Annotated in this window: 17 protein-coding genes; 6 read left to right on the forward strand and 11 right to left on the reverse strand. The window is 67.8% G+C overall.

Features of this window, described 5'->3' with window-relative positions:
- Positions 1 to 41: 41 nt before the first annotated feature.
- From FZP69_RS06235 to FZP69_RS06250, 4 genes are all read right to left on the reverse strand, one after another.
- On the reverse strand, positions 42 to 1,127 hold the full coding sequence (locus FZP69_RS06235) for a phosphotransacetylase family protein (RefSeq protein WP_152040478.1): 1,086 nt from the start codon (positions 1,125 to 1,127) through the stop codon (positions 42 to 44).
- A complete protein-coding gene (locus FZP69_RS06240) occupies positions 1,124 to 3,292 on the reverse strand; it encodes an acetate--CoA ligase family protein (protein ID WP_152040479.1) in 2,169 nt (722 codons plus the stop codon). The genes FZP69_RS06235 and FZP69_RS06240 overlap by 4 nt, the downstream gene beginning before the upstream one ends.
- Before the next feature lie 127 nt (positions 3,293 to 3,419).
- On the reverse strand, positions 3,420 to 3,722 hold the full coding sequence (locus FZP69_RS06245) for a hypothetical protein (RefSeq protein ID WP_152040480.1): 303 nt from the start codon (positions 3,720 to 3,722) through the stop codon (positions 3,420 to 3,422).
- A 140-nt stretch (positions 3,723 to 3,862) separates the two neighbouring features.
- Positions 3,863 to 4,339: a YbaK/EbsC family protein gene (locus FZP69_RS06250; protein WP_152040481.1), complete on the reverse strand. Its 477-nt coding sequence runs from the start codon at positions 4,337 to 4,339 to the stop codon at positions 3,863 to 3,865.
- A 399-nt stretch (positions 4,340 to 4,738) separates the two neighbouring features.
- Here FZP69_RS06250 and FZP69_RS06255 point away from each other — a divergent pair, with 399 nt between their 5' ends.
- Complete coding sequence (locus FZP69_RS06255; RefSeq protein WP_152040482.1) at positions 4,739 to 5,581, forward strand: ZIP family metal transporter; 843 nt, start codon at positions 4,739 to 4,741, stop codon at positions 5,579 to 5,581.
- Between the two features lie 138 nt (positions 5,582 to 5,719).
- Positions 5,720 to 5,893 carry a hypothetical protein gene (locus FZP69_RS22415; RefSeq protein ID WP_192918485.1) on the forward strand — a complete coding sequence of 58 codons (174 nt, stop codon included), beginning with the start codon at positions 5,720 to 5,722 and terminating at the stop codon, positions 5,891 to 5,893.
- 121 nt (positions 5,894 to 6,014) lie between these two features.
- Here the strand turns inward: FZP69_RS22415 and FZP69_RS06260 are convergent, their stop codons facing one another.
- From FZP69_RS06260 to FZP69_RS06270, 3 genes are all read right to left on the reverse strand, one after another.
- Positions 6,015 to 7,031 (reverse strand): type II toxin-antitoxin system RelE family toxin, encoded by a 1,017-nt coding sequence (locus FZP69_RS06260; protein WP_152040483.1) that lies wholly within the window; start codon positions 7,029 to 7,031, stop codon positions 6,015 to 6,017.
- Positions 7,032 to 7,182: 151 nt separating this feature from the next.
- Entirely contained in the window at positions 7,183 to 7,467 is a 285-nt protein-coding gene (locus FZP69_RS06265) for a DUF7545 family protein (RefSeq protein ID WP_152040484.1), read from the reverse strand.
- Positions 7,468 to 7,588: 121 nt separating this feature from the next.
- Positions 7,589 to 8,665, reverse strand: coding sequence for an NAD(P)/FAD-dependent oxidoreductase (locus FZP69_RS06270; protein ID WP_152040485.1), 1,077 nt, complete (start codon positions 8,663 to 8,665; stop codon positions 7,589 to 7,591).
- 191 nt (positions 8,666 to 8,856) lie between these two features.
- On the opposite strand from FZP69_RS06270, the gene FZP69_RS06275 reads away from it, so the two are divergent.
- The 3 genes from FZP69_RS06275 (at position 8,857) to FZP69_RS06285 (ending at position 9,897) form a co-directional block, all read left to right on the forward strand.
- Entirely contained in the window at positions 8,857 to 9,138 is a 282-nt protein-coding gene (locus FZP69_RS06275; protein WP_152040486.1) for a DUF357 domain-containing protein, read from the forward strand.
- A gap of 83 nt (positions 9,139 to 9,221) precedes the next feature.
- On the forward strand, positions 9,222 to 9,497 hold the full coding sequence (locus FZP69_RS06280; RefSeq protein ID WP_152040487.1) for a winged helix-turn-helix domain-containing protein: 276 nt from the start codon (positions 9,222 to 9,224) through the stop codon (positions 9,495 to 9,497).
- A gap of 94 nt (positions 9,498 to 9,591) precedes the next feature.
- Positions 9,592 to 9,897 (forward strand): hypothetical protein, encoded by a 306-nt coding sequence (locus FZP69_RS06285; protein WP_152040488.1) that lies wholly within the window; start codon positions 9,592 to 9,594, stop codon positions 9,895 to 9,897.
- Positions 9,898 to 10,288: 391 nt separating this feature from the next.
- Here FZP69_RS06285 and cysS read toward each other — a convergent pair whose 3' ends face one another.
- From cysS to FZP69_RS06300, 3 genes are all read right to left on the reverse strand, one after another.
- Positions 10,289 to 11,770, reverse strand: coding sequence for a cysteine--tRNA ligase (cysS, locus tag FZP69_RS06290; protein ID WP_152040489.1), 1,482 nt, complete (start codon positions 11,768 to 11,770; stop codon positions 10,289 to 10,291).
- Positions 11,771 to 11,849: 79 nt separating this feature from the next.
- Positions 11,850 to 12,467 (reverse strand): hypothetical protein, encoded by a 618-nt coding sequence (locus tag FZP69_RS06295; RefSeq protein WP_152040490.1) that lies wholly within the window; start codon positions 12,465 to 12,467, stop codon positions 11,850 to 11,852.
- A 150-nt stretch (positions 12,468 to 12,617) separates the two neighbouring features.
- A complete protein-coding gene (locus FZP69_RS06300) occupies positions 12,618 to 13,151 on the reverse strand; it encodes a DUF7523 family protein (protein WP_152040491.1) in 534 nt (177 codons plus the stop codon).
- 163 nt (positions 13,152 to 13,314) lie between these two features.
- Between FZP69_RS06300 and FZP69_RS06305 the strand changes: the two genes are divergently transcribed.
- Positions 13,315 to 14,193: a CbiX/SirB N-terminal domain-containing protein gene (locus FZP69_RS06305; protein WP_152040492.1), complete on the forward strand. Its 879-nt coding sequence runs from the start codon at positions 13,315 to 13,317 to the stop codon at positions 14,191 to 14,193.
- 48 nt (positions 14,194 to 14,241) lie between these two features.
- Here the strand turns inward: FZP69_RS06305 and FZP69_RS06310 are convergent, their stop codons facing one another.
- The gene (locus FZP69_RS06310; protein WP_152040493.1) at positions 14,242 to 14,553 is read right to left on the reverse strand and encodes a DUF7521 family protein; all 312 of its coding nucleotides are present in this window, start codon (positions 14,551 to 14,553) and stop codon (positions 14,242 to 14,244) included.
- Between the last annotated feature and the right edge of the window lies 1 nt (position 14,554).

Below are 14,554 nucleotides of genomic sequence, written 5' to 3' on the forward strand. Positions count from 1 at the left end.
CTGCCTCGACCGGGTCGTGGGTCGTCGTCCGTGGGCGCGGGCTACGCCTCGTCGCCGTCTCCGGCACCGACGAGCGCGTCGACGTCGGCGTGTTCGAACAGCAGGTCGTGCATCAGATCGACAGTCTTCTCGTCGCGGGTCCGCCCACTGTGGACGACGTCCTCGCAGCGCTCGACGATCGAGAGGGTGTCACCGCTGACCAGGAGGACGGGGACGCCCCGCTGTTCGGCCTTGCCGACGACGGCTCCTGGCGGGCGGTGTGCGCCCGTGAGCAGGAGACACTTCACGCCCGGTGCCTCGAGCGCGGCGGTGTGGATCTCGGCGCGGTCGCCGCCGGTGATGACGGCGGCGTTCTTCGTCCGGCGGAAGTACCGCAACGCCTCGTCGCCGCCCATGGCACCCACCAGGAACCGTTCGACGAAGACGTCGGTCGGCGCGTCGTTGACGACCTCGGCACCGAGTTCGGTCGCGAGGTCGGCGACGGTGACGCCGGCGAGTTCCTGGACGCGCGGGACGATGCCCACGACGGGCACGCCGCGCCCCTCGAGGAACGGGACGACGTCCTCTTCGAGTTCGTCGTACAGCGAGTCGGCGACGCGGTTGAACAGGACGCCGGCGAGGTCGTCACCGATGTCGGCGACCGCCGCGAGCACGTCGTCGAGGTCCCGCGGACCGGTGTACTCCGTCACGAGGAGTACCTCGGCGCCGAGGAGGTCGGCGATCTGTGGGTCGGTGAGGTCGACGATCCCGCCCGTGGTGTGACTGCCGCCGCCCTCGACGAGCACGAGGTCGCGCCCCTCCGCGAGGGAGTCGTACTGTTCGCGGACGACCGCGGCGAGTTCGTCGGGGTCCTCCTGGCCCCTGATGGCGCCCTGGACGAACGTCGGCGAGTAGACGATGGGCTCCATCTGGTGCATCTCCGAGTCGAGGTCGAGGAGGTCGCGCGCGAGCATCGGGTCGCGATCGAGCGTCTTCCCGACGTTCGACTGCAGGCGCGTCCCCTTCGGTTTCATGTAGCCGACGTCGAGGCCGCGCTCCTTGGCGAGGAGGCCCAGCGCGAGGGTGATCGCCGTCTTGCCTGTGCTCTCTCCGGTCGAGGTAACGAGTAGTGTCTTGGTCTGGGTCATTGGTCGGGCTCCGTGTCGACGAGCGTCTGCTCGTTCGGTTCGTCTGTGGCGTCGGCGTCGCCCGCGTCGACGGCGAGTTCGTCGAGGTCGACCGTCAGCCGGACGTCGATCGCCTGCGCGCCCTCGGGCGTCGCCACCAGCGGGTTGATGTCGAGTTCGAGGATCGCCGGGAAGTCCGTCACCAGCTGTGAGAGCCGCTGGATCGTCTCCGCGACGGTCTCGACGTCGACGGGGTCGCGCCCGCGTGCGCCCCGCAGGAGCGGCGCGGCGTTGATCTCGCCGGTCATCTCCCGCGCCTCCGTGCCGGAGACGGGTGCGACGCGGAACGTGGTGTCCTCGAGCACCTCGACGAAGATACCGCCGAGGCCGAACAGCACCAGCGGCCCGAACTGTGGATCGCGGTTCGTGCCGACGATGGTCTCCACACCCGCGTCGAGGTCGACGATCTCCTGGACCTGGACGCCGAGGATCTCGGCGTCGGGCTGGTAGTTGTGGGCGCGGGTGACGAGGTCCTCGTACGCGTCGTACACCTCCTCGTTCGGCACGCCGACCTTCACGCCGCCGATGTCCGACTTGTGGAGGATGTCGGGTGAGACGATCTTCATGACGACGTCACCGTCGATCGCCTCCGCGAGCTCCAGCGCGTCGGACGGGTCGGCCGCGATCCCGCCCTGAGGGGTTGGGATGCCGTACGCGTCGAGGAGGTCCATCGCCTCGACACCCAGGCGTGGTTCGTCGCGGTCGACCGCCCGCGCGAGCACGTCGCGCGCCGCCTCGCGGTCGACGTCGAACTCGGTCGGGGAGTCGTACTCGCGCGTCGAGATCTCCCTGAACCGGACCAGCGCGTCGAGGCCCTCGACCGCGCGGGCGGGGTCGAAGTAGTTCGGGATGCCCGCGTCGTCGAGGACGTCGGCGGCCGCCTCGACGCGGCTCCCGCCCATGAAGCACGCGGTGACCGGCTTACCGTGTTTCCGCTGGAGTTCGACCGTGTCGCGGGCGAGTCCTTCGTAGTCGAGCACCGCGGTCGGACACGAGAGCACGAGCGCACAGCCGACGTTCTCGTCGCCGAGGGCGACGTCGAGCGCCTCCCGGAAGCGGGCGTTGTCGGCGTCGCCGACGATGTCGACGGGGTTGTAGATGTTGCCCTCCTCGGGGAGCGTCTCGGAGAACGCGTCGAGCGTCTCGTCGGTGAACGAGGCCATCCCCAGCCGGGAGTCGCCGACGGCGTCCGTGGACATGACGCCGGGGCCGCCGGCGTTCGTGATCACGGCCACCTGGTCGTTCTCCGGCATCGGCTGTGACTCGAGGACGCGCGCGGCGTCGAACAGTTCCTGGACCGAGTCGGCCCGGATGACGCCCGCCTGGTCGAGGCCGGTCTCGTACGCCTGCTCGGACCCCGCGAGCGTCCCGGTGTGTGACGACGCGGCCTGTGCGCCCGCCTCGGTCCGGCCGGACTTGACGAGGACGACCGGCGTCTCCTGGGTCACCTCGCGCGCGGTGTCGATGAACGCTCTCCCTTCTTCGATCCCCTCGAGGTAGCCGATGATGACGTCCGTCTCGGGATCGTCACCCCACTCGCTCACGAAGTCCGCCTCGTCGAGGACCGCCTTGTTCCCCAGCGAGACGACGTCTTTGAAGCCGATACCCTGGTCGTTGGCCCAGTCGAGCACCGCCGTGATGAACGCCCCCGACTGCGACATGAACGACAGTCCGCCGGGCAGCGCGTTGTCCGGGCCGAACGTCGCGTTCAGCCCGCGCCGGGTCGACAGGACGCCGAGCGAGTTGGGGCCGACGAGGTTCATGCCGTACTCCTCGGCGACCGCGGTCAGTTCGTCCTCGCGCGCGGCTCCCTCGCTGCCGGTCTCGCCGAAGCCGGCGGTGATGACGACCACGTTCGAGACGCCGCTCTCGCCCGCCTCTCGGACGACGTCGACGGCGACCGACGGCGGGACGACGACCACGGCGAGGTCGGCGTCGGCCTCACCGACCGACCCGACGCAGGGCCGACCGAGCACCTCGTCGCGCTTGGGGTTCACGGGGACCACCTCCCCTTCGTAGTCGGCGAGGAGGTTCTCCATGATGGCGCGGCCGACCGACCCCTCGCGGTCCGTGGCGCCGACGACGGCGACGCGTTCGGGGGCAAACAGTGCAGCTAACTCTCCCATCGCTCTCGGGTTCACTCGGGACGGAATTAAAACCGTCTCCTCTCGCCCGGCGAGCGCTGTCACGCCCACCCGGGACTCCGACACGGGACGACGACGGGGATCCGGCGGCAGTCGACGCCCTCGGTGCTCAGACGACGTCGTCCGGGTCGTACCGTGCACGCACCCGCTCGGCTTCGGCGGCGTAGCGCTCGCGCGTCTCCGCGTCGTCGACGGCCCCCAGCGAGTCGGCGGCCACGTCCACGGCTGCCGTCGTGTCGCGTCGATCGGAGAAGCTCACCAGCGCCCGCTCCTTGCGGTAGTAGCGGCTCCCGTCGGGGGTGGCGTAGACGAGGATGATGATGTTCTGTTCGTCGTCGGAGTAGGTCCGCTCGACGAGCCAGACGCGCGTCTCCTCGCTCGATCCGACGACCGTCCCTGAGTCGGAGGTCATACGCACCGTCGGCGGTCGAGCGGCAAAAGTCCGACCGCGATTGCCGCCGAGTGAGAACCACCCCCACCTCGGTCGTCCGGCGACGTGTCGTCGACGCGAACACGTTCGCCGTCCGGTCCCCTGACCGATCGGGGCGGGCGCTACTCGGCGACGGCCACCACGTCCGCGTTGGCGAGGCGGCGGAGGTCGGCGGGAGCGATCGGGAACACCGCCTCGGGCGTGCCGGCCGCGGCCCACACCGTCTCGTGCGCGAGGAGCGTCTCGTCGAGGACGACGGGCAACGTCGCGTCGTGACAGAAGGGTGGGACGCCGCCGATCGACCAGCCGACGACGTCGGCGATCCGGTCGGGGTCGGCCATTCCGACCGCCGACTCGTCGACTTCGTAGTGGTCGGCGAGCCGCGTCTCGCTCACCCGGTTGGCACCGCTCGTCACGACGATCACGAGGTCCCCGTCGACGACGAACACCAGGCTACTGGCGATCTGCGCGACCTCGCAGCCGATGGCCGCCGCCGCGTCCGCCGCGGTCTTCGTTCCACCCGTGAACTCCCGGACGTCGACGTTGACGCCGTGATGGTCCCGTGCCCGGTCGGCGAACTCGGCCGCTCGTGGATGCATACCGGAGCGAGACCGTCGGGCGACAAAAACTCCGGGGCGATCCCTCCGCGCCGTCGCGGTGACCTGTCGGTATCTCTCCTGATACTTGCGTGACTGGATTTATGTACACGCTCGCGAACACCGGAACGCGCACAGTCGACGGCGGTCGGTCGATCGGGGGAGAGGGGAGATCGACTGCGCACCCACCCACTGCACCACAGCCCCGTGGCGACCGACGTCGATGCGCGCCCCACTGTTACCATGTGTCCCGGGCGGTCCGCTACCGCCCGCTTTCGGCTCCACGCGACTCCCAGTCCTGGCCCCACCGCTCCGTGAGCGTCGCCGACGTGAGTTTAGGTCTCCCGAAACCTATCGAGTAGATGATAATATTTATCGGCACACCGATGGTAGCGTCGCCCGATGGTCGAACTCGCGAACCTCACGTTCGTCTTCGTGGCCGGGTTCGTCACGGCGCTCGCCACGGGCATCGGGGCGGTCCCGTTCTTCTTCGTCGAGGACGTCGGCGACCGCTGGAACGTCGCGCTGTGGGGGATCGCCTCCGGCATCATGGTCTCCGCGTCGGTCTTCGGGCTCGTCCTCGAAGCGTTCGGATCGTACGTGACGCTCTCGTTCGACGGCCTCCGGGTCGGTGTCGTCCCGAACAGGCTCGTCGGGTTGCTGGCTCTCGGCCTGTTGACGGGCGTCGTCCTCGTCGTGGTCGCCCACCGGATCATCGACGACTACGAAGTGTCTCCCAAACGATACGAACAGGCGGACTTCAAGAAGCTCCTGTTGATCCTCGGCATCCTCACGGTCCACTCCTTCCCCGAGGGGGTCGCCGTCGGCGTCGCCTTCGCCGACCTCGGCTTCTCGGGCCCGACGGTCTTCGGCTTCGTCGTTCCCGTCCTGGGGATCTTCATGACTCTCGCCATCTCGATCCACAACGTCCCCGAGGGGCTCGCGATCTCCATCCCGCTGCGGGCGATGGGTGTCTCGGAGTGGCGGATGGTCTGGTGGGCCGTCTTCTCGTCGCTGCCACAGCCCGTGGGTGCGGTCATCGCCTTCTACTTCGTGCGTCTCGCCCGCGAGTTCCTCCCCTTCGGTTTCGGCTTCGCCGCCGGCGCGATGATCTACCTGGTGCTCACGGAGTTCATCCCCGAGGCACTCGAACTCGGGCAGGGACTCCCCGGCGGCGGGCGGAGCGAACTCGTCACCGGCCTCCTCGTCGGCTTCGCGGTGATGGTGCCGCTGGCGTTCCTGTGACCGCTCTCCGTTCGGATTACTCTCGGACCGTCCCCCTCGTGCTTCCCGCTCGTCGGGAGCGACGCCCGCGACCGAACGATCTGACGGGTCGGTACCCAGTCCCGTCTCGGGCGAAACTTTGTCGTGTGTCGAGTCCTCATGGTACAACGTACCATGTGTCACCACGTCGATTCCTACCGATGGGACGTCCGAACAGCCGACGAGTTCGACGAGGAGCCGGACGAGTCCGAGGAGCCCGAGACGCCGGCGTTCCTCGTCGAAGAGTCCGCCGAGGACGTCGACCTGCTGACCGACGGCGGCGACGAGGAGTAATCGGATCACAGGGTGGCGTTCAGCCGTGGTCCGCTTTAGGACCACGGTCCCTCCCCAGTGACCACAACCGCTTCTTTTCAATCGTCGCGTTCCGTGACGCCGGGTAGTGTCGCCCGGTCTGTCAGGAGCCACCGTCCATCGGTTTTCCCTCTCGATCGGTGAAGCCAGCGATTCCCCTCTCGGACGCGCCTTCGAGCCACTCTTTCGTCTCGTCGGAGACGTCCACGTCGATCTGGACCAACGCTACCGCGTGGAGCGGTCCAAACTCACTCACGAGGTAGGTTATCGCGACCCCGGACTCCACGTACACCAGCGTCTCGATTCCCTCCCGTTCGGAGATCTTGTAGTATCCGTCCTCGTTCCCACTCGGACTCGGGTCGTCCCGCACGCTCTCGATCGCGTTCATGACTCTCTGCCGTTGCGAACGCTCCAGCGATTCCAGCTCACGATTGATCTCGTCTCTAGCGAAGACTCTGGTCCGGCCCAGGCGTTCACCTTCGAGCTCCACCTCGTGTACGCCCTCCGGGAGGTGCGACAAGATCTCGTCATACACGCTTTCGTTGGCTCGCGCCCCAATTCGGCTGCCCACTTCGACACCCGCCCTGGTTTTGTTCCCGACCACACGGCTCGCCTTCCGAACGGCCGACTTCGACCGATCGAAGATGGAGGAGACGTCGGTCGGGTCGGAACTGTCTGAAACAGCGGGGCCGTCGCTCGTGCCGGTACGTGCTTCCTCGTCGGGCCCATCGCGTATCGGGTACTCTTCGATGGACACGTTCGACCCGTCTGCCGGGATCGTCCTCGTCGAACCCCTTCTCAGACCCTTCGAAATGGTCCTGGCACCCCAACCGACCGCTTCCCGACCGAAGAACACGTCTCCTCTTCGGCTTATCGCCACCGCCAACTCGTCTCCTCCGTCAGTCGCGTCCGTCCCGTCGTGATCCTTGAGGAACTGGTACAGCAAGCCAACGAGCGCGAGAAGCGTGGCGATGCTCGCAGATTCTATGGTCAACGCACCGATCCGCAAAACCGCCGTGAGAATCAACGTGAGTACCAGCGCTACGAGGACGGCGGTCAGCAACTTCCCGATCGGCGTCCTCCTCCTGGCTCTCGGACGGACCAGGCTCTCTCTGTTCACGAGAACGTATCGACTCAGAAATATTTATACATTATTCTATGTGATATTTTTTACGTACGTTTCCACGGATCGTCCCCGGAAGCGGACGGTTCGCGTGTGGATCTCTCACCTCGCTCTCGTGTGTTCAACGGGTACGAACCGTTTGATCCGTTTAGTGCGAGTGGCCCATCGCGTCGGCGAGCGAGACGCCGAAGCGTGCCTCGAACAGCTCTTCCATCTTCTCGTTGAGCGCCTGGAGGTCCTCCGGAGTGCCCCCTTCGGCGTGGTGGACGACGACGTGTGCCTGCTGTGCGAACGACTGGACGACGATGTCGCCGACGACGTCGGTCGGCTCCTCGCCCTGTTCGGCGAAGACGTCGACGAGCCCTGCCGGGAGTTCGATCTCTTCGACGTCGCCGTCGGGTCCTTCGATGGTGTACGTCTCTGTTTCGACCATATCCTCCCTGGGAGGTCACCACTAATGGGTCTGTGGTATTCGGACCGTGACGGCGCACGGCTGTGTGCGGCGAGACGAGCGACGAGACGAGTGAGCGCCGGAGCGAACGCCCGGAGGTCGGTCAGTCGTCGGACTCGGCCGCGGCGGGTTCGCCCGTCTCGACGCCCGCACGTTCGAGGTCCTCGAGGTAGCCGTCGGCGTCGATGGCGGCCTTACAGCCCATCGACCCCGCCGTGATCGCTTGCTGGTAGTGGTAGTCGACGACGTCGCCGGCCCCGAAGATCCCGTCGACGTCCGTGGCGGTCTGGCCGCCGTCGAAGCCGCCCGCGGTCTTGAGGTAGCCTTCGTCGTCCATCCGGACGCCCGTCCCCTCAAGGTAGGCGGTGTTCGGCGTGTGGCCGATGGCGTAGAACACCGCACCGACGTCGAAGTCGAACTCCTCGACCTCGTCGGCCCGGTCGGAGTCGAGCTTCTCTTTCGGGTGCCCCTCGGGGTGACGGACGAGGATGACGTGGTCGACACCGTCCTCCGGACTGCCGTGGATCTCGGTCAACTCGGTGTTGCGCATGATCTCGATCTCCCCCGCGTCGACCTTCTCCATGGTGCGGTCGATCCAGTAGTCCTCGGCGCGGAACTCCTCGCGGCGGTGGACCAGATACACCGTCGAGGCGAACTTGGTGAGGAAGTTCGCCTCCTCCATCGCGGCGTCGCCCCCGCCGACGACCATGATCTTCTCGTCGCGGAAGAACGCGCCGTCACAGGTCGCACACGTCGAGAGTCCGTAGCCCATGAGCTCGTCCTCCCCGGGAACCCCCAGCGTACGGGCGGAGGCACCCGACGCGGCGATGACGGCGTCGGCGGTGTAGACGTCGCCGTTCTTCAGTTCGAGCCGGAAGGGCCGTGACGAATCGTCGACGTCGACGACGATGCCGTGTTTCACCTCGGCACCGAAGCGCTTGGCCTGCTCCTTCATGTTCGTCACCAGTTCGGGCCCCGAGATGCCCTCGGGGAAGCCGGGGTAGTTGTCGACTTCGGTCGTGAGGGTGAGCTGTCCCCCGGGCTCGTCGCCCTCGAACACGAGCGGTTCGTTGTTCGAGCGCGCCGCGTAGATGGCGGCCGTGAGCCCCGCGATGCCGGACCCCGCGATGACGAGCCGACGGTGTTCGACGTCGTCGGCGTCCTGAGACGTTCCTGTCATTGGACCATGATTGCCCGCGACGGGCTATTACGCTTGTGCTGTCGTGCAACGAGCGACGCCCACTCGCCGGACGCTGGCGTGTCGCACGGTCACTGCAGGACGACGGAGCTACACACTCCACGCCGCCGGCAGGGTCGCCGACTCCGGCGGGCCGCCGAAGCGCTCTTTGGCCGTGAGTGGGTGGCTCAGGCATGGCCGATCTACACGAGAAGACGGAGCGATACGAGGGGATGCTGGCGGACGCGCTCGCCGCGGCGACCGTCACCGTCCCGCCCGGGACGCCGCTCGGCGACGCCGCAGTCGAGTGCGAGGAGATGGCCCGCTCGTACCTCGACGACGGTCGCCACTTCCGGGACGAGGACGATCCCGTGAACGCGCTGGCGTCGTTCTCGTACGGCTACGGGTGGCTCGACGCCGGTGTCCGGATGGGGCTGTTCGACGTGCCGACCGACTCACACCTGTTCACCATGTGATGAACTTCGTCCGTCTCCCGCCTCTCCCCCACGACTATCCTCTGTCGATGACCTTACGTATCGGGGGTGTGTCGGGTGGGGTGATGGAGGCGGTCCTCTGGTACGTGTTCACCGGGACGCGAGGCGGAACGAACCGCCTCCGTATCCTCAAAGCGCTCGACGAGCGACCGCGAAACGCGAACCAGCTCGCCGAGGACCTCGACCTGGACTACAAGACGATCCGCCACCACCTCGACGTTCTCGGCGAGAACGACGTCGTACAGAAGAGCGGCGACGGCTACGGAGCGGTGTACCTCCCTTCCGACCGGGCCCGTCACCACTGGGAGACGATCGAGACCATCATGGAGCAGGTAGAGTGAACCCGAACACGAGCACGAGCGGACGGACGCGAACGCCGACTATGGACGAATTTGGGAAAGTGTATTTCAGGTCTCGACCGCTAGGGAGAGGTAGATGAGTATCTGGTTCGACGTAGCGCGGGCGACAGCAGCCCTGAACATCCTGCTTCTCGCCGTCTTGTTGTCCGTCTGGGGGCGAAACTACCTCGACCTCCGCTCGAAGCACGCCCTGGGACTCATGGTGTTTGCGCTCCTCCTCCTCCTCGAGAACGCCGTCGCGCTCTACATCTACCTCCTTGACCCGACGCTCTCGGTCTGGTTCTCCTCGGCCGTCCCCGCGATCGCCTGGCGCGGGATGATGTCGCTGCACGTGCTCGAGACCGTCGGCATCGGCTTCCTCGTGTGGATCACGATGGACTGAGACGACCACCGACGACCCCGGCGCATCCACGAACGGATCTCTCGCCCTTCGACGTGTCCGCGGGCGGGACGAAACTCTCACTCGACGAGCTTCACCCTCTCACTCGACGAACTCCACTCCCGTTGAACGACGTTACGTTCTTCACCCGGCCCAACACCGCGTACGCGTGCCGTCGGAGCTGGCCGGTGCGGACCCGACGCGACGCGATCCGTGCGCGCTGACCGACGTCTCACAGCCGGCGCTCGGAGGTCGTCGGGGTCCCGAGTGCGCGGGTGGGTATGGCAGGTGGGGCTGATCCTGTTTGACGCCGTTTGGTCGGTCGCTGGCAGACGAGTTCCGGTCAGTGGTGGACGTCGCCGACGGAGCCACGGCCGAACGGACGGTCGCGTCCTCACGGCAACCGGTACGTCGGGCCGTCCGCACTGTCGCCGACCTCAACACCGAGCGCCTCCAGTTCGTCGCGGAGGGCGTCGGCACGGTCGTAGTTACCCGCTTCGCGCTCCTCCTCGCGTACCGAGAGGACGAGTTCCACGAGATCGCCGGCGAGCCCGGCGTCCCCCTGATCCGTCGACCCGAACTGGAGGCCGAACACGTCGCCAGCGAGGTCGTCGAACGTCTCGATGACCGCCTTGAGCCCGCGGTAGTCGTACGCCTCGTTCGCGAGGTGGGAGTTCACCGCACGCGTGAGTTCGAGGAGCGCCGCCATCGCCTCCCGGACGTTGAAGTCGTCGTTCATCGCCTCGCGGAACGCCTCTCGCGTCGTCTCGACCGCCGTCCGGAGCGACTCGTCTTCGACCTTCGTTCGCGCGTCGACGCTGTCGCAGGCGGCGACCGCGTCCTCGTAGGTGCGTTCCAGGCGTTCGAAGCGCTCTTGAGCCTCGCGCATGGCCGCCTCCGAGAACGTCTGTTTCGTGCCGTACTGCGTCCCGAGGTAGAACGTCCGGAGGACGTTCACGCCCCAGCGCTCCAGGGCGTCGGCGACGTAGAAGTAGTTGCCGAGCGACGAGGACATCTTCTCGCCCGCCGTCTCGAGCAGACCGGTGTGGAGCCAGTACTTCGCGAACTGCTGGCCCGTCGCCGCCTCGGACTGGGCGATCTCGTTCTCGTGGTGCGGGAACACCAGGTCGTGCCCCCCGATGTGGACGTCGATAGTCGCGTCGAGGTGCGTCGTCGACATCGCGGAGCACTCGATGTGCCACCCCGGTCGCCCCTCGCTCCACGGGGAGTCCCACGTCTCGCCCGCCTCGCCCTCCAGGGGGGGGAGGTCGGGGTCGCGGTGTTCGGCGACGTCGTCGGGGGTGACGCCGCCAGCCTTCCAGAGCGCGAAGTCGGCTGGGTGACGCTTCTCCGACAGCTCGTCGTCCGGCCCCTGTGCCTCTAGCTCTTCCACGCGCTGGTTCGACAGCTTGCCGTACGCCTCGAACGTCGCGACGTCGAAGTAGACGGAGCCGTCGGTCTCGTAGGCGTACCCCTTCTCGACGAGCGTCTCGATCAGGTCGACGATCTCGGGGACGTGTTCTGAGACCCGGGGGTACACCGCCGCGCGCAGGAGGTTGAGACCCCGCATGTCCTCGATGACGCTCGCGGTGAACCGCCGGGCGACCTCGCGCTCGGAGTCGCCGAGGTCGTCCTCGCCGACGCGGGCGACGATCTTCTCGTTCACGTCGGTGAAGTTCTCGACGTGCCTGGTCGAGTAGCCCTCGTGTTCGAGCCAGCGGTGGATCACGTCGGCGTGGGTCCACACCCGCGCGTGGCCGAGGTGGGCGTCGTCCGAGACCGTCAGCCCACAGACGTACAGGAGGACCTCGTCGCCGACTGGTTCGAACGGTTCCTGTTCGCCCGAGAGGGTGTTGGTCACGGACAGTCCCGTCATGGTCCGAGGGTCGACGCGCGGCTTTTTCAACTCGTCGGAACGACCCGCACACCGAACCTCTCCGGCCCGACCCGCCGGGCTACTCGGGCCGGCCGCGTTCGCCGCGTCTGATCGCCGCCTTCGTCCCCTCGTCGAGCGTCTCCTTCACGAAGTCGGGCATCTCCGGCGGGAGGCCGTCGGTGGTGTCGTAGACCGACTCTATCCGTGATTCGCCAGCCGCCCGGGTGCCGCCGTCCGTCGTCGCCTGCGTCCGCGACTGGTCGCTGCCCTCCGCGGCGGCTTCGACCGAGCGGAGTCCGTCGAGCGCCTCGTCGATCTCGGTCGCGGTGTCGGACTGCGACCGGACGCTCTCGAGCAGCCCCTCGAGTTCGGCCGACACCTCGTCGGCCCGGTCGGCGGTCTCGTCGACCTGTCGGGCGAGTTCGGCGCTCGTCGCGGCCTGGTCGTCGGTCGCTCGCGCCACCTCCTCGATGCCCGAGGACGCCTCTCCGACGGCGTCGCGGATGCGTTCGAGGCGCGTCATCGACTCCTCGACCTCGTCGATCCCCCGTCGGATGTGGTCGTCGACGTCGTCGAGGCTGATCGCCGTCTCGATCTCGTCTCGGTCCTGGCCGATCTGCTCGGCCAGCTGCTCGGCCGAGACGCCCGTTCCGACGGAGTCGCCGGGTGCGATCGATTCCGTACGACAACGGACCACGGTGGGACGATAACGCTACGTCCTCAGTTATTACTCACGAGAGAGATCCCATTCGACGGGGACCTCACCGGCACTCGACGGCCGTGAGGCTACCGCTCGCGCCCCCGTGTGCCGTCACGACGGTCCGCTCTCCCGGCGACGGCCCGTCCGTCACTCGGGAACCGACTCGAGCGCCGCCTCGACCACCTGGAGCGCCGTTCCGCCCTGTCGCCGGGGGACGACGACGACCAGTTCGCCGCCGACGACGCCGGCCGCGTCGACCACCACCGACGCCGCGTCGAGCCGAGAGAGCACGGACCCGAGGGCCCGCGCGTCCACGTCACCCCGTGCGCGAACAGCCGTCATCTCTCCACCGCGGACGATCCACCGGTCACCGACCGCGACGACGAGATCGGCCGTCTCCTCGACGGCGAACGGCTCCGTCGAGTCGCCGTCACCCACGTCGTCGACCGGGTCGGCGAGTCCGACGCCGCTCTGCATCCGGACGGGCGCGCCGCAGTTGTGGGTGGACGGCGGGTCGAGCTCCTCGGCGTAGCGCCGGAGGGCGGTCGCCACCGCGTCGGCGTCGCCGTCGAGTGCGAGGTAGTCCGCGGCGGCGCGGTAGTTGACGACGCCGGCCGCGAGCGCGCGGTGGAGGAACGGCTCGGACCGGACGGCCTCGCGGGCCTCGGCTGCGAGTGACATGTGCCACCTCTCGCCGTCGGAGCGCAAAAAACCGCCGTCGGCGTCGTCTCCCACTCACTCCCTCGGCATCGCCGCTCACTCACACCGTCGTCCCCCAGTCGCGGATGCGTCCCGGGCGGTCGGAGCCGAAGTCCATAAGGACGCGCCAGCCTCTCTCTCGAGTATGAGCGCGCTCGTCATCGTCGCCCACGGGTCGCACCTGAACCCCGACTCCTCGACGCCCACCCACGACCACGCCGACACGATCCGCGCCGTGGAGGCGTTCGACGAGGTTCGCACGGGATTCTGGAAGGAAGAGCCGTCGTTCCGCGAGGTGCTCCGGACCGTCGACTCGGACGAGGTGTACGCCGTTCCGCTGTTCGTCAGCGAGGGCTACTTCACGGAGCAGGTGATCCCGCGCGAACTCCGGCTTGCGGGGTGGGACCCCGAGGCGTGGGACTCCGACGGTACCAGCGCGACCCACGTGACCCTCACCGCGGAGGACACGGGGCAGACGGTCCACTACTGCGGCCCCGTGGGCACGCACGACTCGATGACCGACGTGATCGTCCGCCGGGCCGAGTCGGTCACGGGCGACTCCGACGTCGGCGCGGGGTTCGGCCTCTGCGTCGTCGGCCACGGCACGAAGCGCAACGAGAACTCCGCGAAGGCGATCGAGTACCACGCCCGCCGGGTCGAGGCGATGGATCGGTTCGACGAGGTCCGGGCGCTGTTCATGGACGAGGACCCCGAGATCGACGACGTGACCGACTACTTCGAGACGGACGACGTCGTCGTCGTCCCGCTGTTCATCGCCGACGGCTTCCACACCCAGGAGGACATCCCCGAGGACATGGGACTGACCGACGACTACCGGACCGGGTGGGACACTCCCGCGACCGTCGACGGCCGCCGCATCTGGTACGCTGGCGCGGTCGGTACCGAGCCGCTGATGGCCGACGTGGTGCTCGAACGGGCCGCCGACGCGGGGGCCGACGTCGGACGGGCCATCGATCAGATTCGGGAGGAGACGCGGCAGACCGACGCCGCGGCGGGCGACTGACTGGGTAGAATCGGCGGTTCGTCGACGCCGTGTCCCGTGTTCTGCCGCCTACTTCCGGACGTGTAGCGAGTACGCGATGAGCACGACGCCGAGGAACTGGAAGCCGCGAGTGACGAGTGTGAGCGGCTGCTGGAACGTGAGCGGCAACACCCCCTGCCGGAGCAGGACGGAGCCCACGAACGCGACGAGGAAGGCGACGGCGGTGAGACAGAACAGCCCGAGCGAGAGCGCCCGCATCGTCCGGCTGTCGTGGCGGCGGTAGCCGCGGTACGCCTGGTAGCCGACGTAGCTGCCGACGACGGTCGACCCGAACGCCAGCACGAGGATGAGCCACTCCACGACGAGGTCGACGGCGACCATC

This window comes from Salinigranum salinum (assembly GCF_009176545.1).
GTDB lineage: Archaea > Halobacteriota > Halobacteria > Halobacteriales > Haloferacaceae > Salinigranum > Salinigranum salinum.

Bases quoted from the DNA above. Each gene is read 5' to 3' on its own strand.
- FZP69_RS06300 (WP_152040491.1), bottom strand. From the start codon at position 13,151: ATGTCACTCGCAGCCGAGGCCCGCGAGGCCGTCCGGTCCGAGCCGTTC.
- FZP69_RS06245 (WP_152040480.1), bottom strand. From the start codon at position 3,722: ATGACCTCCGACTCAGGGACGGTCGTCGGATCGAGCGAGGAGACGCGC.
- FZP69_RS06235 (WP_152040478.1), bottom strand. From the start codon at position 1,127: ATGACCCAGACCAAGACACTACTCGTTACCTCGACCGGAGAGAGCACA.
- FZP69_RS06240 (WP_152040479.1), bottom strand. From the start codon at position 3,292: ATGGGAGAGTTAGCTGCACTGTTTGCCCCCGAACGCGTCGCCGTCGTC.
- FZP69_RS06255 (WP_152040482.1), top strand. From the start codon at position 4,739: ATGGTCGAACTCGCGAACCTCACGTTCGTCTTCGTGGCCGGGTTCGTC.
- FZP69_RS22415 (WP_192918485.1), top strand. From the start codon at position 5,720: ATGGTACAACGTACCATGTGTCACCACGTCGATTCCTACCGATGGGAC.
- FZP69_RS06250 (WP_152040481.1), bottom strand. From the start codon at position 4,339: ATGCATCCACGAGCGGCCGAGTTCGCCGACCGGGCACGGGACCATCAC.
- cysS (WP_152040489.1), bottom strand. From the start codon at position 11,770: ATGACGGGACTGTCCGTGACCAACACCCTCTCGGGCGAACAGGAACCG.
- FZP69_RS06265 (WP_152040484.1), bottom strand. From the start codon at position 7,467: ATGGTCGAAACAGAGACGTACACCATCGAAGGACCCGACGGCGACGTC.
- FZP69_RS06285 (WP_152040488.1), top strand. From the start codon at position 9,592: ATGAGTATCTGGTTCGACGTAGCGCGGGCGACAGCAGCCCTGAACATC.
- FZP69_RS06280 (WP_152040487.1), top strand. From the start codon at position 9,222: ATGGAGGCGGTCCTCTGGTACGTGTTCACCGGGACGCGAGGCGGAACG.
- FZP69_RS06305 (WP_152040492.1), top strand. From the start codon at position 13,315: ATGAGCGCGCTCGTCATCGTCGCCCACGGGTCGCACCTGAACCCCGAC.
- FZP69_RS06275 (WP_152040486.1), top strand. From the start codon at position 8,857: ATGGCCGATCTACACGAGAAGACGGAGCGATACGAGGGGATGCTGGCG.
- FZP69_RS06270 (WP_152040485.1), bottom strand. From the start codon at position 8,665: ATGACAGGAACGTCTCAGGACGCCGACGACGTCGAACACCGTCGGCTC.
- FZP69_RS06310 (WP_152040493.1), bottom strand. From the start codon at position 14,553: ATGGTCGCCGTCGACCTCGTCGTGGAGTGGCTCATCCTCGTGCTGGCG.